This is a genomic window from Duganella sp. AC237 (assembly GCF_979254035.1).
This window is the reverse complement of the sequence record NZ_CEEDEW010000003.1, coordinates 6,849,434-6,866,146: the sequence shown is the minus strand read 5'-3', so window position 1 is coordinate 6,866,146 and position 16,713 is coordinate 6,849,434. Positions and strand designations below refer to the sequence as shown.

General features: G+C 64.2%; 12 protein-coding genes. 5 read left to right on the top strand and 7 right to left on the bottom strand.

Features of this window, described 5'->3' with window-relative positions:
- Positions 1-14 precede the first annotated feature (14 nt).
- From AC0IYS_RS30310 to AC0IYS_RS30290, 5 genes are all read right to left on the bottom strand, one after another.
- Positions 15-1,739, bottom strand: a complete 1,725-nt coding sequence (locus tag AC0IYS_RS30310; protein ID WP_471708663.1) for a cation:proton antiporter domain-containing protein — start codon at positions 1,737-1,739, stop codon at positions 15-17.
- A 90-nt stretch (positions 1,740-1,829) separates the two neighbouring features.
- The gene (locus AC0IYS_RS30305) at positions 1,830-2,282 is read right to left on the bottom strand and encodes a carboxymuconolactone decarboxylase family protein (protein WP_471708662.1); all 453 of its coding nucleotides are present in this window, start codon (positions 2,280-2,282) and stop codon (positions 1,830-1,832) included.
- A 73-nt stretch (positions 2,283-2,355) separates the two neighbouring features.
- The gene (gene pdxR / locus AC0IYS_RS30300; protein ID WP_471708661.1) at positions 2,356-3,774 is read right to left on the bottom strand and encodes a MocR-like pyridoxine biosynthesis transcription factor PdxR; all 1,419 of its coding nucleotides are present in this window, start codon (positions 3,772-3,774) and stop codon (positions 2,356-2,358) included.
- A gap of 23 nt (positions 3,775-3,797) precedes the next feature.
- Positions 3,798-4,919, bottom strand: a complete 1,122-nt coding sequence (locus AC0IYS_RS30295; RefSeq protein WP_471708660.1) for a beta-ketoacyl-ACP synthase III — start codon at positions 4,917-4,919, stop codon at positions 3,798-3,800.
- 187 nt (positions 4,920-5,106) lie between these two features.
- Positions 5,107-5,496: a nuclear transport factor 2 family protein gene (locus AC0IYS_RS30290; RefSeq protein WP_471708659.1), complete on the bottom strand. Its 390-nt coding sequence runs from the start codon at positions 5,494-5,496 to the stop codon at positions 5,107-5,109.
- Positions 5,497-5,570: 74 nt separating this feature from the next.
- Here AC0IYS_RS30290 and AC0IYS_RS30285 point away from each other — a divergent pair, with 74 nt between their 5' ends.
- Positions 5,571-6,476, top strand: a complete 906-nt coding sequence (locus AC0IYS_RS30285; RefSeq protein ID WP_471708658.1) for an AraC family transcriptional regulator — start codon at positions 5,571-5,573, stop codon at positions 6,474-6,476.
- A 6-nt stretch (positions 6,477-6,482) separates the two neighbouring features.
- On the opposite strand, the gene AC0IYS_RS30280 is transcribed toward AC0IYS_RS30285, so the two are convergent.
- On the bottom strand, positions 6,483-7,907 hold the full coding sequence (locus tag AC0IYS_RS30280; protein ID WP_471708657.1) for a S41 family peptidase: 1,425 nt from the start codon (positions 7,905-7,907) through the stop codon (positions 6,483-6,485).
- A gap of 364 nt (positions 7,908-8,271) precedes the next feature.
- Here AC0IYS_RS30280 and AC0IYS_RS30275 point away from each other — a divergent pair, with 364 nt between their 5' ends.
- From AC0IYS_RS30275 to AC0IYS_RS30260, 4 genes are all read left to right on the top strand, one after another.
- Positions 8,272-8,877: a hypothetical protein gene (locus AC0IYS_RS30275; protein ID WP_471708656.1), complete on the top strand. Its 606-nt coding sequence runs from the start codon at positions 8,272-8,274 to the stop codon at positions 8,875-8,877.
- Positions 8,878-9,017: 140 nt separating this feature from the next.
- Complete coding sequence (locus AC0IYS_RS30270) at positions 9,018-11,066, top strand: M13 family metallopeptidase (RefSeq protein ID WP_471708655.1); 2,049 nt, start codon at positions 9,018-9,020, stop codon at positions 11,064-11,066.
- Positions 11,067-11,140: 74 nt separating this feature from the next.
- Positions 11,141-13,165 carry a M13 family metallopeptidase gene (locus AC0IYS_RS30265; RefSeq protein WP_471708654.1) on the top strand — a complete coding sequence of 675 codons (2,025 nt, stop codon included), beginning with the start codon at positions 11,141-11,143 and terminating at the stop codon, positions 13,163-13,165.
- A 43-nt stretch (positions 13,166-13,208) separates the two neighbouring features.
- Complete coding sequence (locus AC0IYS_RS30260; protein WP_471708653.1) at positions 13,209-15,308, top strand: M13 family metallopeptidase; 2,100 nt, start codon at positions 13,209-13,211, stop codon at positions 15,306-15,308.
- 59 nt (positions 15,309-15,367) lie between these two features.
- Here AC0IYS_RS30260 and AC0IYS_RS30255 read toward each other — a convergent pair whose 3' ends face one another.
- Entirely contained in the window at positions 15,368-16,513 is a 1,146-nt protein-coding gene (locus AC0IYS_RS30255) for an ABC transporter substrate-binding protein (protein WP_471708652.1), read from the bottom strand.
- Between the last annotated feature and the right edge of the window lie 200 nt (positions 16,514-16,713).

Genomic DNA, 16,713 nt, shown 5'->3' with positions numbered 1-16,713 from the left:
GGCGGGTTAAAAGCCTAGTGTCCACCAGACTTGCGCTCGAAATTGGTGACGACGAAATCGGTCATGCCGTTGGCCAGTTCCTCCTCGCCGATGAAGATTTTGCCGGCCAATTCGCTGCGCAGCAGCTCCGCTTCCTCTTCGTTGTGCGTGCGCACCACGGTCTTGATATTCGGGTTGAGCAAACGCGCCGTTTCCACCATCGCCCGCACATGGAAGGTGTCCGGCGTGGCGATCACCAGCATGCCCGCGCGCGCGATGTGCGCCTGGATCAGCACCGCAGGTTCGCCCGCGTTGCCGGCCACCGCATGGATGCCGTCCTTGCGCAGCTGGTCGACGATCTCGCGGTTCTGCTCCGCCACCACGAACGGTATGCTGTGCTTGAGCAGCACCTCGGCGATGCGCCGGCCCACGCGGCCATACCCGACCAGCACGACCTGTCCGTCCAGATGCTCGTGCGGCACCGACATCGGCAGCTCCGCCAGCGGATCGGCCGTGCGCTCGAACTTCGACATGATCGAACCATCCTTGCCCATCCACCGCTCCAGCGGTTTGGAGAGGCGGAACACCACCGGGTTCAACGCGATCGAGATGATGGCGCCTGCCAGGATCAGGCTCTGGCCCTCGATCGGCATCAGCTTGAGCGATAATCCCAGCGCCGCCAGGATGAAGGAGAATTCGCCGATCTGCGCCAGGCTGGCCGACACCATCAGCGCCGTCTTGGCCGGATAGCGCAGCAGCACCACCAGCACGAAGGCGGCCAGCGATTTTCCGAACACGATGATGGCCACCACCGCCAGCAGTTTGAGCGGCTGCCCGGTCACGATGGTCGGCTCGAACAGCATGCCCACCGATACGAAGAACAGCACCGCGAACGCGTCGCGCAGCGGCAGCGACTCCTGCGCCGCGCGGTGCGCCAGCTCGGACTCGCGCAGCACCATACCGGCGAAGAAGGCTCCCAGCGCGAACGAGACGCCGAAGTAGTGCGTCGAGCCGTAGGCGATGCCGACGGCGGCGGCGATCACGCACAAGGTGAACAGCTCGCGCGAACCGGTGCGCGCCACCTGCCACAGGATCCACGGGAACAGCTTGCGGCCGACCACCAGCATCAGCGCGATGAAGGCGCCGACCTTGCCGAGCGTGAGGGCCAGTGTGCCCCACAGATCGACTTCGCCGGCGGGGATGGCGACGCCGTGTTCATCGAGCGAGACGCCGCCGAGCGAGCCGGCCAGCGCCGGCAGCAGCACCAGCACCATGACGGTGACCAGGTCTTCCACGACGAGCCAGCCGACCGCGATGCGGCCGTTGAAGGTATCGAGGATGCCGCGTTCCTCCAAGGCGCGCAGCAGCACCACGGTGCTGGCCACCGACAGCGCCAGGCCGAATACCAGGCCGCCGCCGACGCTCCAGCCCCAGAAGTGGGCCAGCGCCATGCCGAGCGCCGTGGCGACGGCGATTTGCAGCACCGCGCCGGGCAGCGCGACCTTGCGCACCGCCCACAGGTCGTCGAGCGAGAAGTGCAGGCCGACGCCGAACATCATCAGCATCACGCCGATTTCGGCCAGCTGCGAGGCCAGCGCGGCGTCGGCGACGAAGCCCGGCGTCGCAGGTCCCAACATGATACCCGCAGCCAGATAACCCACCAGCGCCGGTAGCTTGAGGCGCGTTGCAAGGTAGCCGAACACCAGGCCGAAGCCCAGCGCCGCTGCGATTGTGGTGATCAGACTGATATTGTGGGGCATGCGCGTGGGGCTCCTCTGGGGTTGGGGACAGCCCAAAGGGTAGCACACGCCGGCAGGCCGACAACACGCCTGCACGCGATGGTGGCGCGCCTATTTGCTCAGCGCGGCCGGCACCAGGCGCATGCCGACGCCGATGCGGTTGAATGCGCTCATCAGCGCAATCGACATGGTCAGATCGGCGAGTTCCTTTTCACCCAGCACGGCGGCTGCCTTCTGGAAGTCGGCGTCCGGGGCGTTGGTCTCGGCCACGCGGGTAAGCGTCTCGGCCCAGGCCAGCGCGGCGCGTTCCTGCTCGGAGAACAGGGCCTCGGCTTCCCGCCATACCGGCACCAGCACGACCTTGTCGATGCCGACGCCGTGTGCCAGCAGGTCGCGCGTGTGCATATCGATGCAATAGGCGCAGCCGTTGATCTGCGAGACGCGCAGATCGACCAGCTCCAGCAACTCGCGCGGCAGGCTCGATTCCTGCAAGGCGGTTTTTACGGCGCCGAAGCCCTTGTAGGCTTGCGGGGAAAGCTTGAAGATGTCGAGTCGGGCGGTCATGGCGTTTCCTTGGTTGATTGCGGATAGCCGTATTGTGCGATTTCATGGCTTAGCCCGGAAGTGCCAAGATTGGTCAACTTAACTGGGCCATGATGCCCAATGCCAGCTCGCGCGCCCGCCGTGGGGTCTCGATATTGGTAAAGCTCAGCAGCAGTGCCGACGACGCCTGCGGCAGCGCGCTGCATTCGGACAGTGGCAGCGCGAACATGCCTTCCTGCCGCAGGCGCGCCGCCAGCGCGCGGTCGGCGTGCCTGCCCGGCAGGCGCAGCACCAGGTGCATGCCGCCGGGTTGCGGATCGATGCGCAGGTGCTTGCCCAGCACTTTGGTCAGCTCGGCGGCCACCATCTCGCGACGTTCGCCGTACAGCCGCCGCATGCGCTGGATGTGGCGGGCGAAGTGGCCATCGTTCATGAAGCTGGCGACGATGTCCTGGGTCAGCGCCGGACCACCGGCGGCAAAGGTCTCGCACACCGCCTCGAAGCGCCTCACCTGCGCCGGCGGCACCACCAGATACGCCAGCCGGATCGCCGGGAACAGCACCTTGCTGAAGGTGCCGGCGTACAGCACGCGCCCCACGCGGTCCAGGCTTTTCAGTGCCGGCAGCGGGCGGCTCACATAACGGTATTCGCCATCGTAGTCGTCCTCGATGATCCAGGCGTCGCTGTGCGCGGCCCAGTCCAGCAGCGCCAGGCGGCGCGGCAGCGACAGCGACACGCACAGCGGGCTTTGATGGGCGGGTGTGACCACGGCCGCCCGCGCATCGGGCGCGCTGGCGACGCCATGCGCCACCTGCAGTCCTTCGTCGTCGACCCGTACCGGCACCGGGCGCATGCCCGCTTGCGTCAGCAGTTCGCCGGTGGGCGGGTAGCCGGGATCTTCGATCCATACGCGATCGCCGGGATGCAGCAGCGCGCGCGCGGCCAGCTCCAGCGAGTTGCGGTAGCCCGAGGTGACGAACACCTGCGCCGGGGCGCAGTCGATGCCGCGCGAGAGTTGCAGGTAGGTGGCGATGGCGGTGCGCAGCGCTGGCGTGCCGCAATACGGCGGGTAAACCATGTCGGCGGCCTGCGTGGCGCGGATCGCGCGCGCCGCCAGCGCGGCCCACACCTTGCGCGGAAACGCGTCCAGCGCGGGCAGGCCCATTTGAAACGGCCTGCCAAGCGGCGCCGGCGAGCCGGCCAGGTCGGTGGAACGATCTTGCGCCCGGGCCGATGGCGCCACCGGCGCGTGCCGCGTCAACGCCGGCGAGACGACGGTGCCGGCCTGGCCGCGGGTCTCCAGGTAGCCCTCGGCGCCAAGCAGCGAGTAGGCCGCTTCCACCGTGCCGCGCGCAAGGCCCAGGTCCAGCGCCAGCGCGCGAGCCGACGGCACGCGCGCCCCCGGCTGCAGCATGCCGTCAGCGATGGCGGAGCGGAAGCGGGTGTAGATCTGGCGGTACAGCGGTTCGGCCGCACCGTGGTCGAGCATGAGGAAGTCCGGGGCGGCTGTCATCGCGCGCTACCGCCTGCGCGCCGTTAGACTTTGCGCACCACCACGCAGCCGATCGAGTAGCCCGCGCCGAACGAGCAGATCACGCCCAGCTGGCCCGGGGCCATGTCGTCGGAGTGCTTGTGGAAGGCGATGATCGAGCCGGCCGACGAGGTGTTGGCGTATTCGTCGAGGATCACCGGCGCCTCGCCCGGCTCGGCGTCGCGGCCCAGCACCAGGCGGCTGATCAGCAGGTTCATGTTCAGGTTGGCCTGGTGCAGCCAGTAGCGGCTCACCTGGGGCACTTCCAGGCCGGCGCCGGCGATCGTGGCCTTGATCATCTCGGCGGCCATCGGGCACACATCTTTAAAGACTTTCCTGCCCTGCTGGCGGAACAGCTTGTCCGGCTGGCCGATGCCAGCCTCGTCGAAGCGGTTGAGGAAGCCGAAGTTGTTGCGGATGTTGTTCGAGAAGCTCGTCTTGAGCTTGGTGTCGAGGATTTCCCAGCGCTGCGAACCCTTGGCCGTGTCGGCCGCCTCGATGACCATCGCCGTGCAGGCGTCGCCGAAGATGAAGTGGCTGTCGCGGTCGCGCCAGTTCAGGTGGCCGCTGGTGATTTCCGGATTGAGCACCAGCACCGCGCGCGCCTGGCCGCTTTGCACTGCCGCCACCGCCTGCTGGATGCCGAAGGTGGCCGACGAGCAAGCCACGTTCATGTCGAAGCCGTAGCCGTCGATGCCGAGCGCGCCCTGCACCTCGACCGCCATCGCCGGGTAGCCGCGCTGCATGTTCGAGCAGGCGACCAGCACCATGTCGATGTCGGCCGGCACGCGGCCGGCGCGGTCCAGCGCCTGGTGGGCGGCGGCCACGCAGATTTCGGCTTGCAGCGACAGTTCCTCGTCGGCGCGCTCGGGAATGCGCGAGACCATGCGCTTCGGGTCCAGGATGCCGGATTTTTCCATCACATAGCGCGACTTGATGCCGGAGGCTTTTTCGATGAAGGCCACGCTCGACAGCTCCAGCGGCGTGACGGTGCCTTCCGCGATGGCGCCGGCGTTGTCGGCGTTGAATTGCCCGGCGTAGGCGTTAAAGCACTCGACCAACTCTTCATTGGAGATCGATTGCGCTGGCGTAAAAAGGCCGGTACCGCTGATGACGGCTTGTTTCATGATTAAACTTTCGAATTTGGCAATGGCTTGCGCCAATAATGAGCCAAATTCTACACAATGACCGCATGATCCGCGTAATAAAGGGACGAAATAAAAATGGCGCCCCGATGACGCCGCCGGTTACCGCCCGGTTCGTGTAGCAATGGCGGACCTGACCCCGGGTGTGATCCGGATGTGATCCTGAATGTTAATTGCCCCAGAATAGGTCTTCCTGCGCCTGGTCGCTGGAGAACAGCCGCACTGCGACGATTTTTCCCGCCTCAATGCGGACCAGGTCCACGCCGCGTTGCCGGAGCTTGATGCCGTTGGCCTCGCCGGCAAATTCGATCGTGATGGCGACCAGCTCGCCGTTTGCCATGTAGTCGTCGGCGCGGGTGATCGCGAAAGTTCCGTTGGATACTTCCATCATCTTGCCCAGCATCGGGCCGACCGCGGCCATGCCCTGGTGCGTGCCGGAGAACTGGTTGTTGCCTGGCTGGTGCCAAATCACGTCGGGCGAGATGATGGCGCCCAGGATGGCCTGGTCGCCAGCTTGTATCGCCTTGATGTAGGTTTTTGCGATGTCAATGTTGGTCATGGTGGTTCCGTTAGGTTGGTCGATAGGGTTATTATTGGACACCTCCAGCCAAATGAAACGGTCTAAACGGGACAATGACTGATACATTCAAGACATTCGGCGACGAGATCCGGCCGCTGCGTTATCAGCCGAAGGCGCCTTATCTGCTCGACCTGGAGATCTTCGCCATGGCCGACCTGCGGCGCCGGGGCAGCAAGGAAAACGTGCGGGCGACGCACCGGTACGAGTTCCACACCCTGGTCTGTGTAACGCGCGGCGTTTGTACGCAAGTGGTTGATTTCAAGGCGATCGCCTGCGCGCCGGGTTCCGTGCTGGTGTTGCGGCCGGGGCAGGCGCACAGCTTCGGACCGGACGAGGATTGGGAGGGTTGGAACGTGCTGTTTCGTCCGGAATTCGTTTTGCCGGTGTCGAGCACGCCGCGCGACCTCAAGCTGGCCCTCGATCTGATGCGGTTGGGGGAGCACCTGCAGCTTGGCGTCGAGGCGCTGCGCCAGGTCGCGGACGCGATCCAGCAGATGCGCGAGGACTCGCGGCTGGACGCGCCGCCGGAGGACGTGCATGCGTTGCTACGCCATCAGCTGCATGCGCTGCTGACGCGGTTGAGCATGCTGCAAGGCCCGCGGCCGGCGCCGGAGTCGCCGGTGTCGCCCGCGTCGCAACGCTTCAGGCGGTTCCAGCAGTTGGTGGACGAGCGCTTCGCGCAGTGGCACCAGGTGGCCGACTATGCCGATCAACTCGGCTACACGGAAAAGAGTCTGGCGCGGGCGGTGACGGCGGTGCGGGGCACGACCGCCAAAGCCTTCATTGCGGCGCGCATCAACCTGGAGGCAAAGCGGCTGTTGGTGCATACCGACCTGGCGGTCGCCGGCATCGCGGAGAAGCTGGGCTTCGACGAGGCCACCAATTTCAGCAAGTTCTTCAAGCGGGAAGTGGGCTGCGCGCCGGCGGAGTTCCGCCGGCGGCAGAGGGATACGATCTGACCCCGGTTACTTTTTGACGTCGGCCTGCACGACCTTGGTTTCCTGCCTGGCCAGCTGCACCGGCAGGCCCTTGAGGTGGTTGAGCGCCTGCGCCAGCTGGAAGTCGTCGCCGCTGCCGTATTCGAGCGGCTTGCGGGTCTTTTCCATCGCGACGATGCGCAGCTGCTCTTCCAGCTCGTCGCGCTTGGTCTTGGCGACTTCCTTCTCTTTGTCGTTGCTCAGGTGCTTGTCCAGATCGGCCTCGCGCGTGCGCAGCGCGTTCAGGCCGTCGCCGTCGGCGTTCTCGTCCACCGCCAGGTCGGGCGTGATGCCCTTGGCCTGGATCGAGCGGCCGTGCGGCGTGTAGTAGCGCGCCGTGGTCAGTTTGACGGCGGTGTCGGCGGTGAGCTGGCGTATCGTTTGCACCGAACCCTTGCCGAAGGTTTGCGTGCCGATGATCTCGGCCCGCTTGTAATCCTGCAGCGCGCCGGCGACGATTTCCGACGCCGATGCCGAGCCGGTGTTGACCAGCACCACCATCTTCACTTGCTTGATGGCGGCCGGCAGCTTGGCCAGCGCGTCGCTTTCACTGCGCAATGCGTAGTACTCGGGACGGCCATAGAAGATCTGCTTTTGGTCCGGCAACTGACCGTTGGTCGAGACGATCGCCGCGTCCTTGGGCAGGAAGGCGGCGGCCACGCCAATGGCGCCTTGCAGCACGCCACCGGGGTCGTTGCGCAGGTCCAGCACCAGGCCTTTGATGTTCGGGTCTTGCTTGTACAGTTCGACAATCTTGGCGGCCATGTCGTCGATGGTCGGCTCTTGGAACTGCGAAATGCGCAGCCACGCGTAGCCCGGTTCGACGATCTTGCCCTTGACGCTCTTTTGATGGATCTCTTCGCGCGTGATGTTGAACACCAGCGGGTCGCTCTCGCCCTTGCGCAGGATGGTCAGGCTGACCTTGGAGTGCGGCTCGCCGCGCATCTTCTTGACCGACTCGTCCAGGCTCAGGCCCTTGACGGCGGTGCTGTCGAGGCGGCTGATCAGGTCGCCCGGCTTGATGCCGGCGCGCCAGGCCGGCGAATCCTCGATCGGCGCGACGATCTTGATGTAGCCGTCCTCGCTTTGGCCGATCTCGATGCCGAGGCCGACGAATTTGCCCTGCGAACCTTCGCGCAGCTCGGCGTAGGCTTTCTTGTCCAGGTAGGCGGAATGGGGATCGAGCGAGGCGACCATGCCGGAGATGGCCTCGGTCAGCAGCTTCTTGTCCTCGACCGGTTCGACGTAATCGGACTTGATCAGTCCGAACACGTCGGCCAGCTGGCGCAACTCTTCAAGCGGCAGCGTCGGCTCGACCGGCTTTTGGGCCATGGCGGAAAATTGAAGGGAGACGGCGATGCCGGCGACGACGCCGAGGCCGACCAAACCGGAATTCTTGAGTTTCTTGCCCATGTTTCACCTGTTGGAACAATGTACAGAGAGCCATCACCAGCGAGCGATTGTGTGCGCGGTGTGCATGAGCTGAGTATAAACCTGATTTCGGGCAATCGTAGTAGCTCTCACGAAATGATTTATACCTTTACGGAATTTTACAACGGTTGGCGTTGACATTGAAACTACACCAGCACCCGCTTGGCGTTGGATCAAGTTTGCATAAATTTACGCAGTGTTTCCCCTACGTTCACGTCGGTAAGCATTTGTAAGAAGTGCCGCCACGGCCGGGGGCGCGGCCTACACTGAACTCGTATTTCTCTCTACCCTGAAGTGGTTTTCGCCTGCGCCCCAAGCGCAGGCTTTTTTTACCTACGGAGTTCCCATGCGTTCATCGTTCTTCCCCTTCACCGCCGCGCGCGCCGTGGCTTTGGCTGGCGCGCTGTTGCTTGCCGCGTCTTTGCCGACGTCGGCGCTTGCGGTCCCCGTCCTCGACATGCATGCCGAGGATTTCCTGCCGATGGCGGACGATTTGAGGAAGGCGCTGAATCTCAATCCAAACCAGCAGATACTTTGGCAACAAACCGAGACTAAAACGCGCAACCTGTTGCGCGAGCGCAAAGCCCGTCGCGACCGCTTGCAACTGGCGACGCAGGCCGGCACGCAGGGCGCCAATGTCGAACTGCGCGATCTGACCAAGGCGATCGACGAGGAAACCAACGCCGCCGCCGCCGAGGAGAAGTTGCTGCGCGAATGGTGGCTGACCGTCAACGATGCGTTAAATGAAAGCCAGCGCAGGATCGTCGCGCAGCAGGTGAGCGAGCATTTGCTGCGGGTGCAGGACAATGGCGGCGGCCCGCGCGCCGGCGGCGAGCGTAAGGAGGAGGGCGGCGGCGAGCGTCGTGGCGGCCGCAGGGGCGGCGGCGCGGGCGGCGTGGGCGTGGGCGTCGGCGCGGGCGGTGCCAGCATCAACCTGCCGGGCGGCGGTTAAGGCCTGTATCCGCGTGCGTGTATCGTAAAGTAAAAAAGCGGAATGGTGGCATTTAGATACGAGCTCAAGCGGTAGAATATTTGCGCGGCCGTCACAAGCGGCCGACAATGATGACTTGAAGTTCTAATTAAAGGACCGCCGTGAACCGCTTTCTGCTGAGTACCCTGACCCTGAGCCTTGCCGCCGCCTTCGCCACGGCCGCCGACACCCCCGCCGCCGCCAACGCGCCGCTGACTTCCGGTATCGAAGTCAAAAACATCGATAACAGCGTCCGCGTGCAGGACGACTTCTACACCCACCTCAACGGCCAGTGGCTGAAGACCACCGAGATCCCCGCCGACAAATCGAGCTGGGGCACCTTCGCCAAGCTGCGCGACGACACGTTGACCGAACTGCGCGGCATCGTCGAGAAGACCGAGGCGCAAAAAGGCAAGAAGGCCGGCAGCGAGGCGCAGAAAATCGGCGACCTCTACGCCAGCTTCATGGACGAGAAAAAGCTCGACGCGCTGGGCATCCGTCCGCTCACGGGTGAACTCAACCGCATTCGCGCGATCAAGGACAAGAAAGCCTTCCCGATGCTGATCGCGCATCTGGACAAGCTTGGCGTCGCCACGCCGTACGGCCTGGGCGTGCGCCAGGACGCGCGCGAATCGACCAAATACGCGGTGAGCATCTCGCAAAGCGGCCTGGGCCTGCCGGACCGCGACTATTACCTGAAAAAGGACGACGCCAAACTGGCCGCCATCCTGGTCAAGTACGAGGCGCACATCGCCAAGACCCTGAAGCTGGGCGGCGACAAGAATCCGGAAGCCAACGCCAAGGCCATCGTCGCGCTGGAAACCGCGCTGGCCGAGGCGCAGTGGACCAAGGTGCAAAACCGCGACCCCGTCAAACGCTACAACAAGACGCCGATCAGCAAGCTGCCGGAACTGGCGCCCGCCTACGACTGGGGCCACGCGCTGGCGTCGGCCGGGGTCGCCAACAAGGTCGACTACGTGATCGTCAGCCAGCCGAGCTACCTGGCCGGCTTCAACGCGGCGCTGGAGAAGACCGACCTGGCGACGTGGAAGGCCTACTTCGAATGGCAACTGCTGCGCAGCGCCTCGCCCTACCTGTCGAAGGACTTCGCCGACGCCAGCTTCGACTTCTACAGCACCGTGCTGACCGGCGTGGCCGTGCAGGAGCCGCGCTGGAAACGCGGCGTGGCGCTGGTCGAGCGCTCGATCGGCGAGGGACTGGGCCAGCTGTACGTGGCCGAGTATTTTCCGCCGGAGCGCAAGGCGCGCATGGACCAGCTGGTGAAGAACCTGCTGGCCTCGTACCAGACCAGCATCGACGCGCTCGACTGGATGGGCCCGGAGACCAAGAAGGAGGCGCAAGCCAAGCTGGCCAAGTTCACGCCCAAGATCGGCTATCCAAGCAAGTGGCGCGACTACTCGTCGCTGGCGATCGTCAAGTCCGACCTGATCGGCAACGTGCTGCGCGCGGCCAACTTCGCCAACCAGCGCATGATCAACAAGCTGGGCAAGCCGATCGACCGCGAGGAATGGGGCATGACGCCGCAGACCGTCAACGCCTACTACAGCTCGACGATGAACGAGATCGTGTTCCCGGCCGCCATCCTGCAGCCGCCGTTCTTCGACGTCAAAGCCGACGACGCGGTCAACTACGGCGCCATCGGCGCGGTCATCGGCCATGAGATCAGCCACGGCTTCGACGACGGCGGCAGCCAGGCCGACGGCGACGGCAACCTGCGCGACTGGTGGACCAAGGAAGACCGCGCCAACTTCAAGGCCAAGACCGACGCGCTGGTCAAGCAGTACGGTTCCTACAGCCCGATCAAGGGCTACAACGTCAACGGCGAGCTGACCCTTGGCGAAAACATCGCCGACAACAGCGGCGTGGCGATCGCCTACAAGGCCTACAAGCTGTCGCTGGGCGACAAGCCGGCGCCGGTGATCGACGGTTTGAGCGGCGACCAGCGCTTCTTCATGGGCTTCGGCCAGGTGTGGCGCGTGCGCATGCGCGACGAGCAGCAGATTTTGCAGGTGAAAACCGATCCGCACTCGCCGGGCCAGTTCCGCGCCAACGGCACCATGGTCAACCAGCCGGGCTTCTACGACGCCTTTGGCGTCAAGCCCGGCGACAAGATGTATGTGGCGCCGGATCAGCGTGTCATTATCTGGTAAGCGATTACAATGAGTTGTTGAAGAGGCCACATCGTGTGGCCTCTTCGCCGTCATCCCCTTACCGGAGAGCCGATTTGAAAGCACATCTGTTGTTAAGCGCGCTGACTTTGGCGCTGCTGGCCCCGGCCGGCGTCCTGGCCCAGCAAAAGAGCTCGGGCGTGGATCTGGCCAGTATCGACGCGTCGGTGCGTCCGCAGGACGATTTTTTCCTCAACCTCAACGGCAAGTGGCTGGCCAAGACCGAGATCCCGTCGGACAAGTCGAGCTGGGGCTCGTTCGACAAGCTGGCCGACGACACCCGGCCGCAACTGCGCGCCATCATCGAGGCGGCCGCCGCCGGCGGGCAGGTGGGCGGCGACGCCCGGCAAATCGGCGACTTCTACGCCAGCTACATGGACGAGGCCAGGCTGGAGGCGCTGCGGCTGAAACCGCTACAGGCCGAGCTCGACCGCGTTGCCGCGCTGCGCGACAAGCGCGGGATCGCGGCGCTGATCGCCGACTTCAACCGCCACGGCGTGACCGCGCCGTACGGCTTCGGCATCCACCAGGACAACAAGGATTCGACCAAATACGTCGCCGACCTCGGGCAGGACGGCCTGGGCCTGCCGGACCGCGACTACTACCTGAAAAAAAGCGACCGCAAGATGGCCGACACGTTGGCCAAATACCAGCGCCACGTCGCCGCCATGCTGACCTTGGCCGGCAACGCCAACGCGGCGGCCGACGCCCGCGCCATCGTCGCGCTGGAAACCGAGATCGCCAAACTGCAGTGGACCAAGGTGGCGCTGCGCGATCCGGTCAAGGCCTACAACAAGGTGCCGCTGGACAAACTGCCGGCGCTGGCGCCGGGTGTCGACTGGTCGACCTGGCTGCGCGACACCGGCATCGCCGGCAAGGCCGACTACGTGATCGTCGGCCAGCCGAGCTACATCAAGGGCTTCAACGGCTTGCTGGCCAAGACGCCGCTGGCGACCTGGAAGGCCTACTTCCAGTGGCAGGTGATCCACGCCTACGCGCCCTACCTGGCCAAGGACTTCGCGCAGGAAAACTTCGCCTTCTACGGCACGGTGCTGAGCGATATCAAGGAGCAGGAGCCGCGCTGGAAGCGGGCGGTCAACGCCGCCGACGGCGCGCTGGGCGAGAGCCTGGGCAAGCTGTATGTCGAGCAGCATTTCCCGGCCGAGCGCAAGGCGCGCATGGAGGCGCTGGTCAAGAACCTGCTGGCGGCCTTCCGCCAAAGCATCGATACGCTCGACTGGATGAGCCCGGAAACCAAGCTGCAGGCGCAAGCCAAGCTGGCCAAGTTCACCACCAAGATCGGCTACCCGAACAAGTGGCGCGACTATTCGAAGCTTGAAGTGGCCAAGGACGACCTGGTCGGCAACGTGCGCCGCTCGCGCGCCTTCGACTACGACAAGGAATTGAACAAGCTGGGCAAACCGATCGACCGCGACGAGTGGGGCATGACGCCGCAAACCGTCAACGCCTATTACAACCCGGAGATGAACGAGATCGTGTTCCCGGCCGCCATCCTGCAGCCGCCGTTCTTCGACGCCGACGCCGACGACGCGGTCAACTACGGCGCCATCGGCGCCGTCATCGGCCACGAGATCAGCCACGGCTTCGACGACCAGGGCGCCCAGTACGACGGCGACGGCAACCTGCGCGACTGGTGGACCAAGGCCGACCACAAGAACTTCGCGGCCAAGACCAAGATGCTGATCAAGCGGTACGGAGAATTCAGCCCGCTGCCCGGCTACCGCGTCAACGGCGAGCTGACCCTGGGCGAGAACATCGCCGACAACAGCGGCGCGGCCATCGCCTACAAGGCTTACCTGATCTCGCTGGGCGGCAAGCCGGCGCCGGTGATCGACGGCCTGACCGGCGAGCAGCGCTTCTACATGGGCTTCGGCCAGGTGTGGCGCTCCAAAACGCGCGACGCCCAGCAAGTTGTTTATCTGAAGACCGATCCGCATTCGCCCGACCAGTTCCGCGCCAACGGCACGGTGCGCAACCAGCCGGGTTTTTACGACGCCTTCGGCGTCAAGCCGGGCGACAAGCTGTACCTGGCCCCCAAAGACCGCGTCATCATGTGGTGATGTGATATAAATCGCTGCACGGCCCGTTGAGCACGGGCCTTTTATGGTTTTACTCAATAAGGAAAATCTCGTGAAACGTCATTTATTAAGTGCATTGACCCTGAGCCTGATCGCGGGCTTTGCCGGCGCCGCCGCCGACACCAAAAGTGCCGCGCCGGCCAACGCCAAGGTCGCCCCTGGAACCATGAGTTCCGGCATCGCCACCGAATACATCGACCCGGCCGTGCGCGTGCAGGACGACCTGTTCACCCATATGAACGGCAAATGGCTGGCCACGACCGAAATTCCGGCCGACAAGGCCAGCTGGGGCAGCTTCGCGAAACTGCGCGACGATATCCAGCCGCAGCTGCGCGCCATCATCGAAGGCGCCGCCAACCAGCCGAACAAGGCCGCCGGTTCCGACGCCCAGCGCATCGGCGACTTCTACGCCAGCTTCATGGACGAGGCCAAGCTCGAGCAACTGGGCGTGAAACCGCTCAAGACCGAGCTCGACGGCATCGCCGCCGTCAGCGACAAAAAGCAGTTGCCGGCACTGATCGCGCATCTGAACCAGATCGGCGTGAGCGCGCCCTACACCTTCGGCATCCATCAGGACAACAAGGATTCGACCAAGTACGTGGCCGACCTGTACCAGAGCGGCCTGGGCCTGCCGGACCGCGACTACTACCTGAAAGCCGACGACGCCAAGCTGGCGGACGTGCTGGCCAAGTACGAGCTGCACGTCGGCAAGATGCTGACCCTGGCGGGCGACCCGCACGGCGCCGTCACCGCCCACGGCATCGTCGAGTTCGAAAAAGAACTGGCCAAGCTGCAATGGACCAAGGTCGAGCTGCGCGATCCGATCAAGGCCTACAACAAGGTCGACGTCGCCAAGCTGGGCGCGACCGCGCCGGGCTACGACTGGAACGCCTACCTCAGCGGCGCCGGCATCGCCGGCAAGGCCAGCTACGTGATCGTCAGCCAGCCGAGCTATCTGAAAGGCATGACGGCCCTGCTGGAGAAGACCCCGCTGGACACCTTGAAAGCCTACTTCCACTGGCAGACGGTGCGCGCCTTCGCGCCGTACCTGAGCAAGGCCTATGTGGACGAGAACTTCTCCTTCTACGGCACCGTGCTGAGCGGCGTGACCGAGCAGCGTCCGCGCTGGAAGCGTGGCGTCTCGGTGGCCGAGGGCGCGCTGGGCGAGGCGGTCGGCAAGCTGTACGTCGAAGAACACTTCCCGGCCGACCGCAAGGCGCGCATGGAAGCGCTGGTCAAGAACCTGCTGGCGTCCTACAAGACCAGCATCGACAAGCTCGACTGGATGAGCCCGGTCACCAAGAAGCAGGCGCAAATCAAGCTGGCCAAGTTCACCACCAAGATCGGCTACCCGAACAAGTGGCGCGACTATTCCAAGCTGGAAGTGGCCAAGGACGACCTGGTGGGCAACGTGATCCGCTCGACCCAGTTCGAGTACAACAAGGAATTGAACAAGCTGGGCAAGCCGATCGACCGCGACGAGTGGGGCATGACGCCGCAAACCGTCAACGCCTACTACAACCCGGAGATGAACGAGATCGTGTTCCCGGCGGCCATCCTGCAGGCGCCGTTCTTTAACGCCGACGCCGACGACGCGGTCAACTACGGCGCCATCGGCGGCGTGATCGGCCACGAAATCAGCCACGGCTTCGACGACCAGGGCGCCCAGTACGACGGCGACGGCAACCTGCGCGACTGGTGGACCAAGGCCGACCACAAGAACTTCGCGGCCAAGACCAAGATGCTGGTCAAGCAGTACAGCGAGTTCAGCCCGCTGCCGGGCTACAACGTCAACGGCGAGCTGACCCTGGGCGAGAACATCGCCGACAACAGCGGCGTGGCGATCGCCTACAAGGCCTACAAGTTGTCGTTGAACGGCAAGCCGGCGCCGGTGATCGACGGCCTGACCGGCGACCAGCGCTTCTACATGGGCTTTGCGCAGGTGTGGCGCATGAAGATGCGCGAAGCGGCGCAGATCCAGCAGATCAAGACCGATCCGCACTCGCCGGGCCAGTTCCGCGCCAACGGCACGATGCGCAACCAGCCGGGCTTCTATGATGCGTTCGGCGTCAAACCGGGCGACAAGATGTACCTGCCGCCTAAAGACCGCGTCATCATGTGGTAAAAAGCAGCTGAAAAAACCCTCGCCACGGCGAGGGTTTTTTTTGGGTCGGCGCGTTCGGATTACAGCTTGCCGACCGAGACCGGTTTGCCTTTTTGCACCTTGGTCAGGTACACCGTGCTCAAGCCCTGGTGGTCGGTGGGGCTGAAGGCGATGTCGAGTCCGCCCAGGTTGACGTTGAGTTTTTCCAGCGCCGCCATGAAGCTGGCGCGCGTCAGGTCCGGGCCGGTTTTCTTGAGCGCCTCGACCAGCGCCACGGCGTTGATGTAGCCCTCCAGCGACGTGTAGTCGCCATCGCTGACGCCGGCCGCCTTCATGTCGGCGCGGTATTGCTTGACGATGGGAATCGATTCGTCGAACGGCGACGGCACCACCTGCGTGATGTAGACGCCTTCGGCCGCGTCGCCGGCAGCCTTGATGAAGTTGGCGGTGCCGACGAACGACAGGTTGAAGAACTTCGGCTTGAAGCCGGCCGCCGCCGCCTTCTGCACAAACGCCGCGCAGGCCTTGTAGGTGCCGACCATCAGCACCGCCTCCGGCTTGGCGGCGATCAGCGCGGCCAGGCCGGCGTCGACGTCCTCGGTGTTGCGCTGGTAAAAGCCTTCGCCGGCCATGGTCATTTTGCGTTTTTGCAGCGAGACCTGCAGGCCTTCCTTGCCGACCTTGCCGTAGGTGTCTTCCTGATAGAACAGGCCGATCCTGGTGACGCCGGCATCGGTAACCAGGCGCTCGACCTGCAATTCGATTTCATTGAAGTACGAGGAGCGGATGTTGAACACATGTTTGTTCAACGGCGTGCGCAGGAATTCGGCGCCGGTGAACGGCGCGAAGAACGGGATATTGGCCTCGTTGACCAGCGACATCGCCGCCTTGCTGGTGGGCGTGCCGACATAACCGAACAGTGCGAACACGCCGTCCTTCTTGATCAGTTTGTCGGTGGCGGCGGCGGTGCGCGGCGGATCGTAGCCGTCGTCCTCGCTGATCAGTGTGATCTTGCGGCCGTTGACGCCGCCGGCGGCGTTGACCTTCTTGAAGTAGGCTTCGCTGCCGGCCTTGATGCCCAATCCCAGGCCCGCGGTCGGGCCCGATTGGGCGTTGGCCATGCCGATCTTGATTTCGGTGGCGGTGACGCCGGTCTCGGCCGAGGCGGTCGACACCAGCGATGACAACAGCAATCCCAGCGCAGCGGTAAACAATTTGTTTTTCATATTATTGCTTCCATAGTATGCCGGCCCGCCGGCGTTCAGAAATCAAATAATTGCCCAACAAAAACTGGTAGTTCACATTAATCCTTTGTGTGTCGCGTGACAAGGCCGGTTTTGCAACGCATCGCCAGCCACATGCGAGCCGCCCGGGAGGGCCGCGTGCTGGTAAACTGGGCGCTCTATTCCACAGGAAAGCCGTCTTC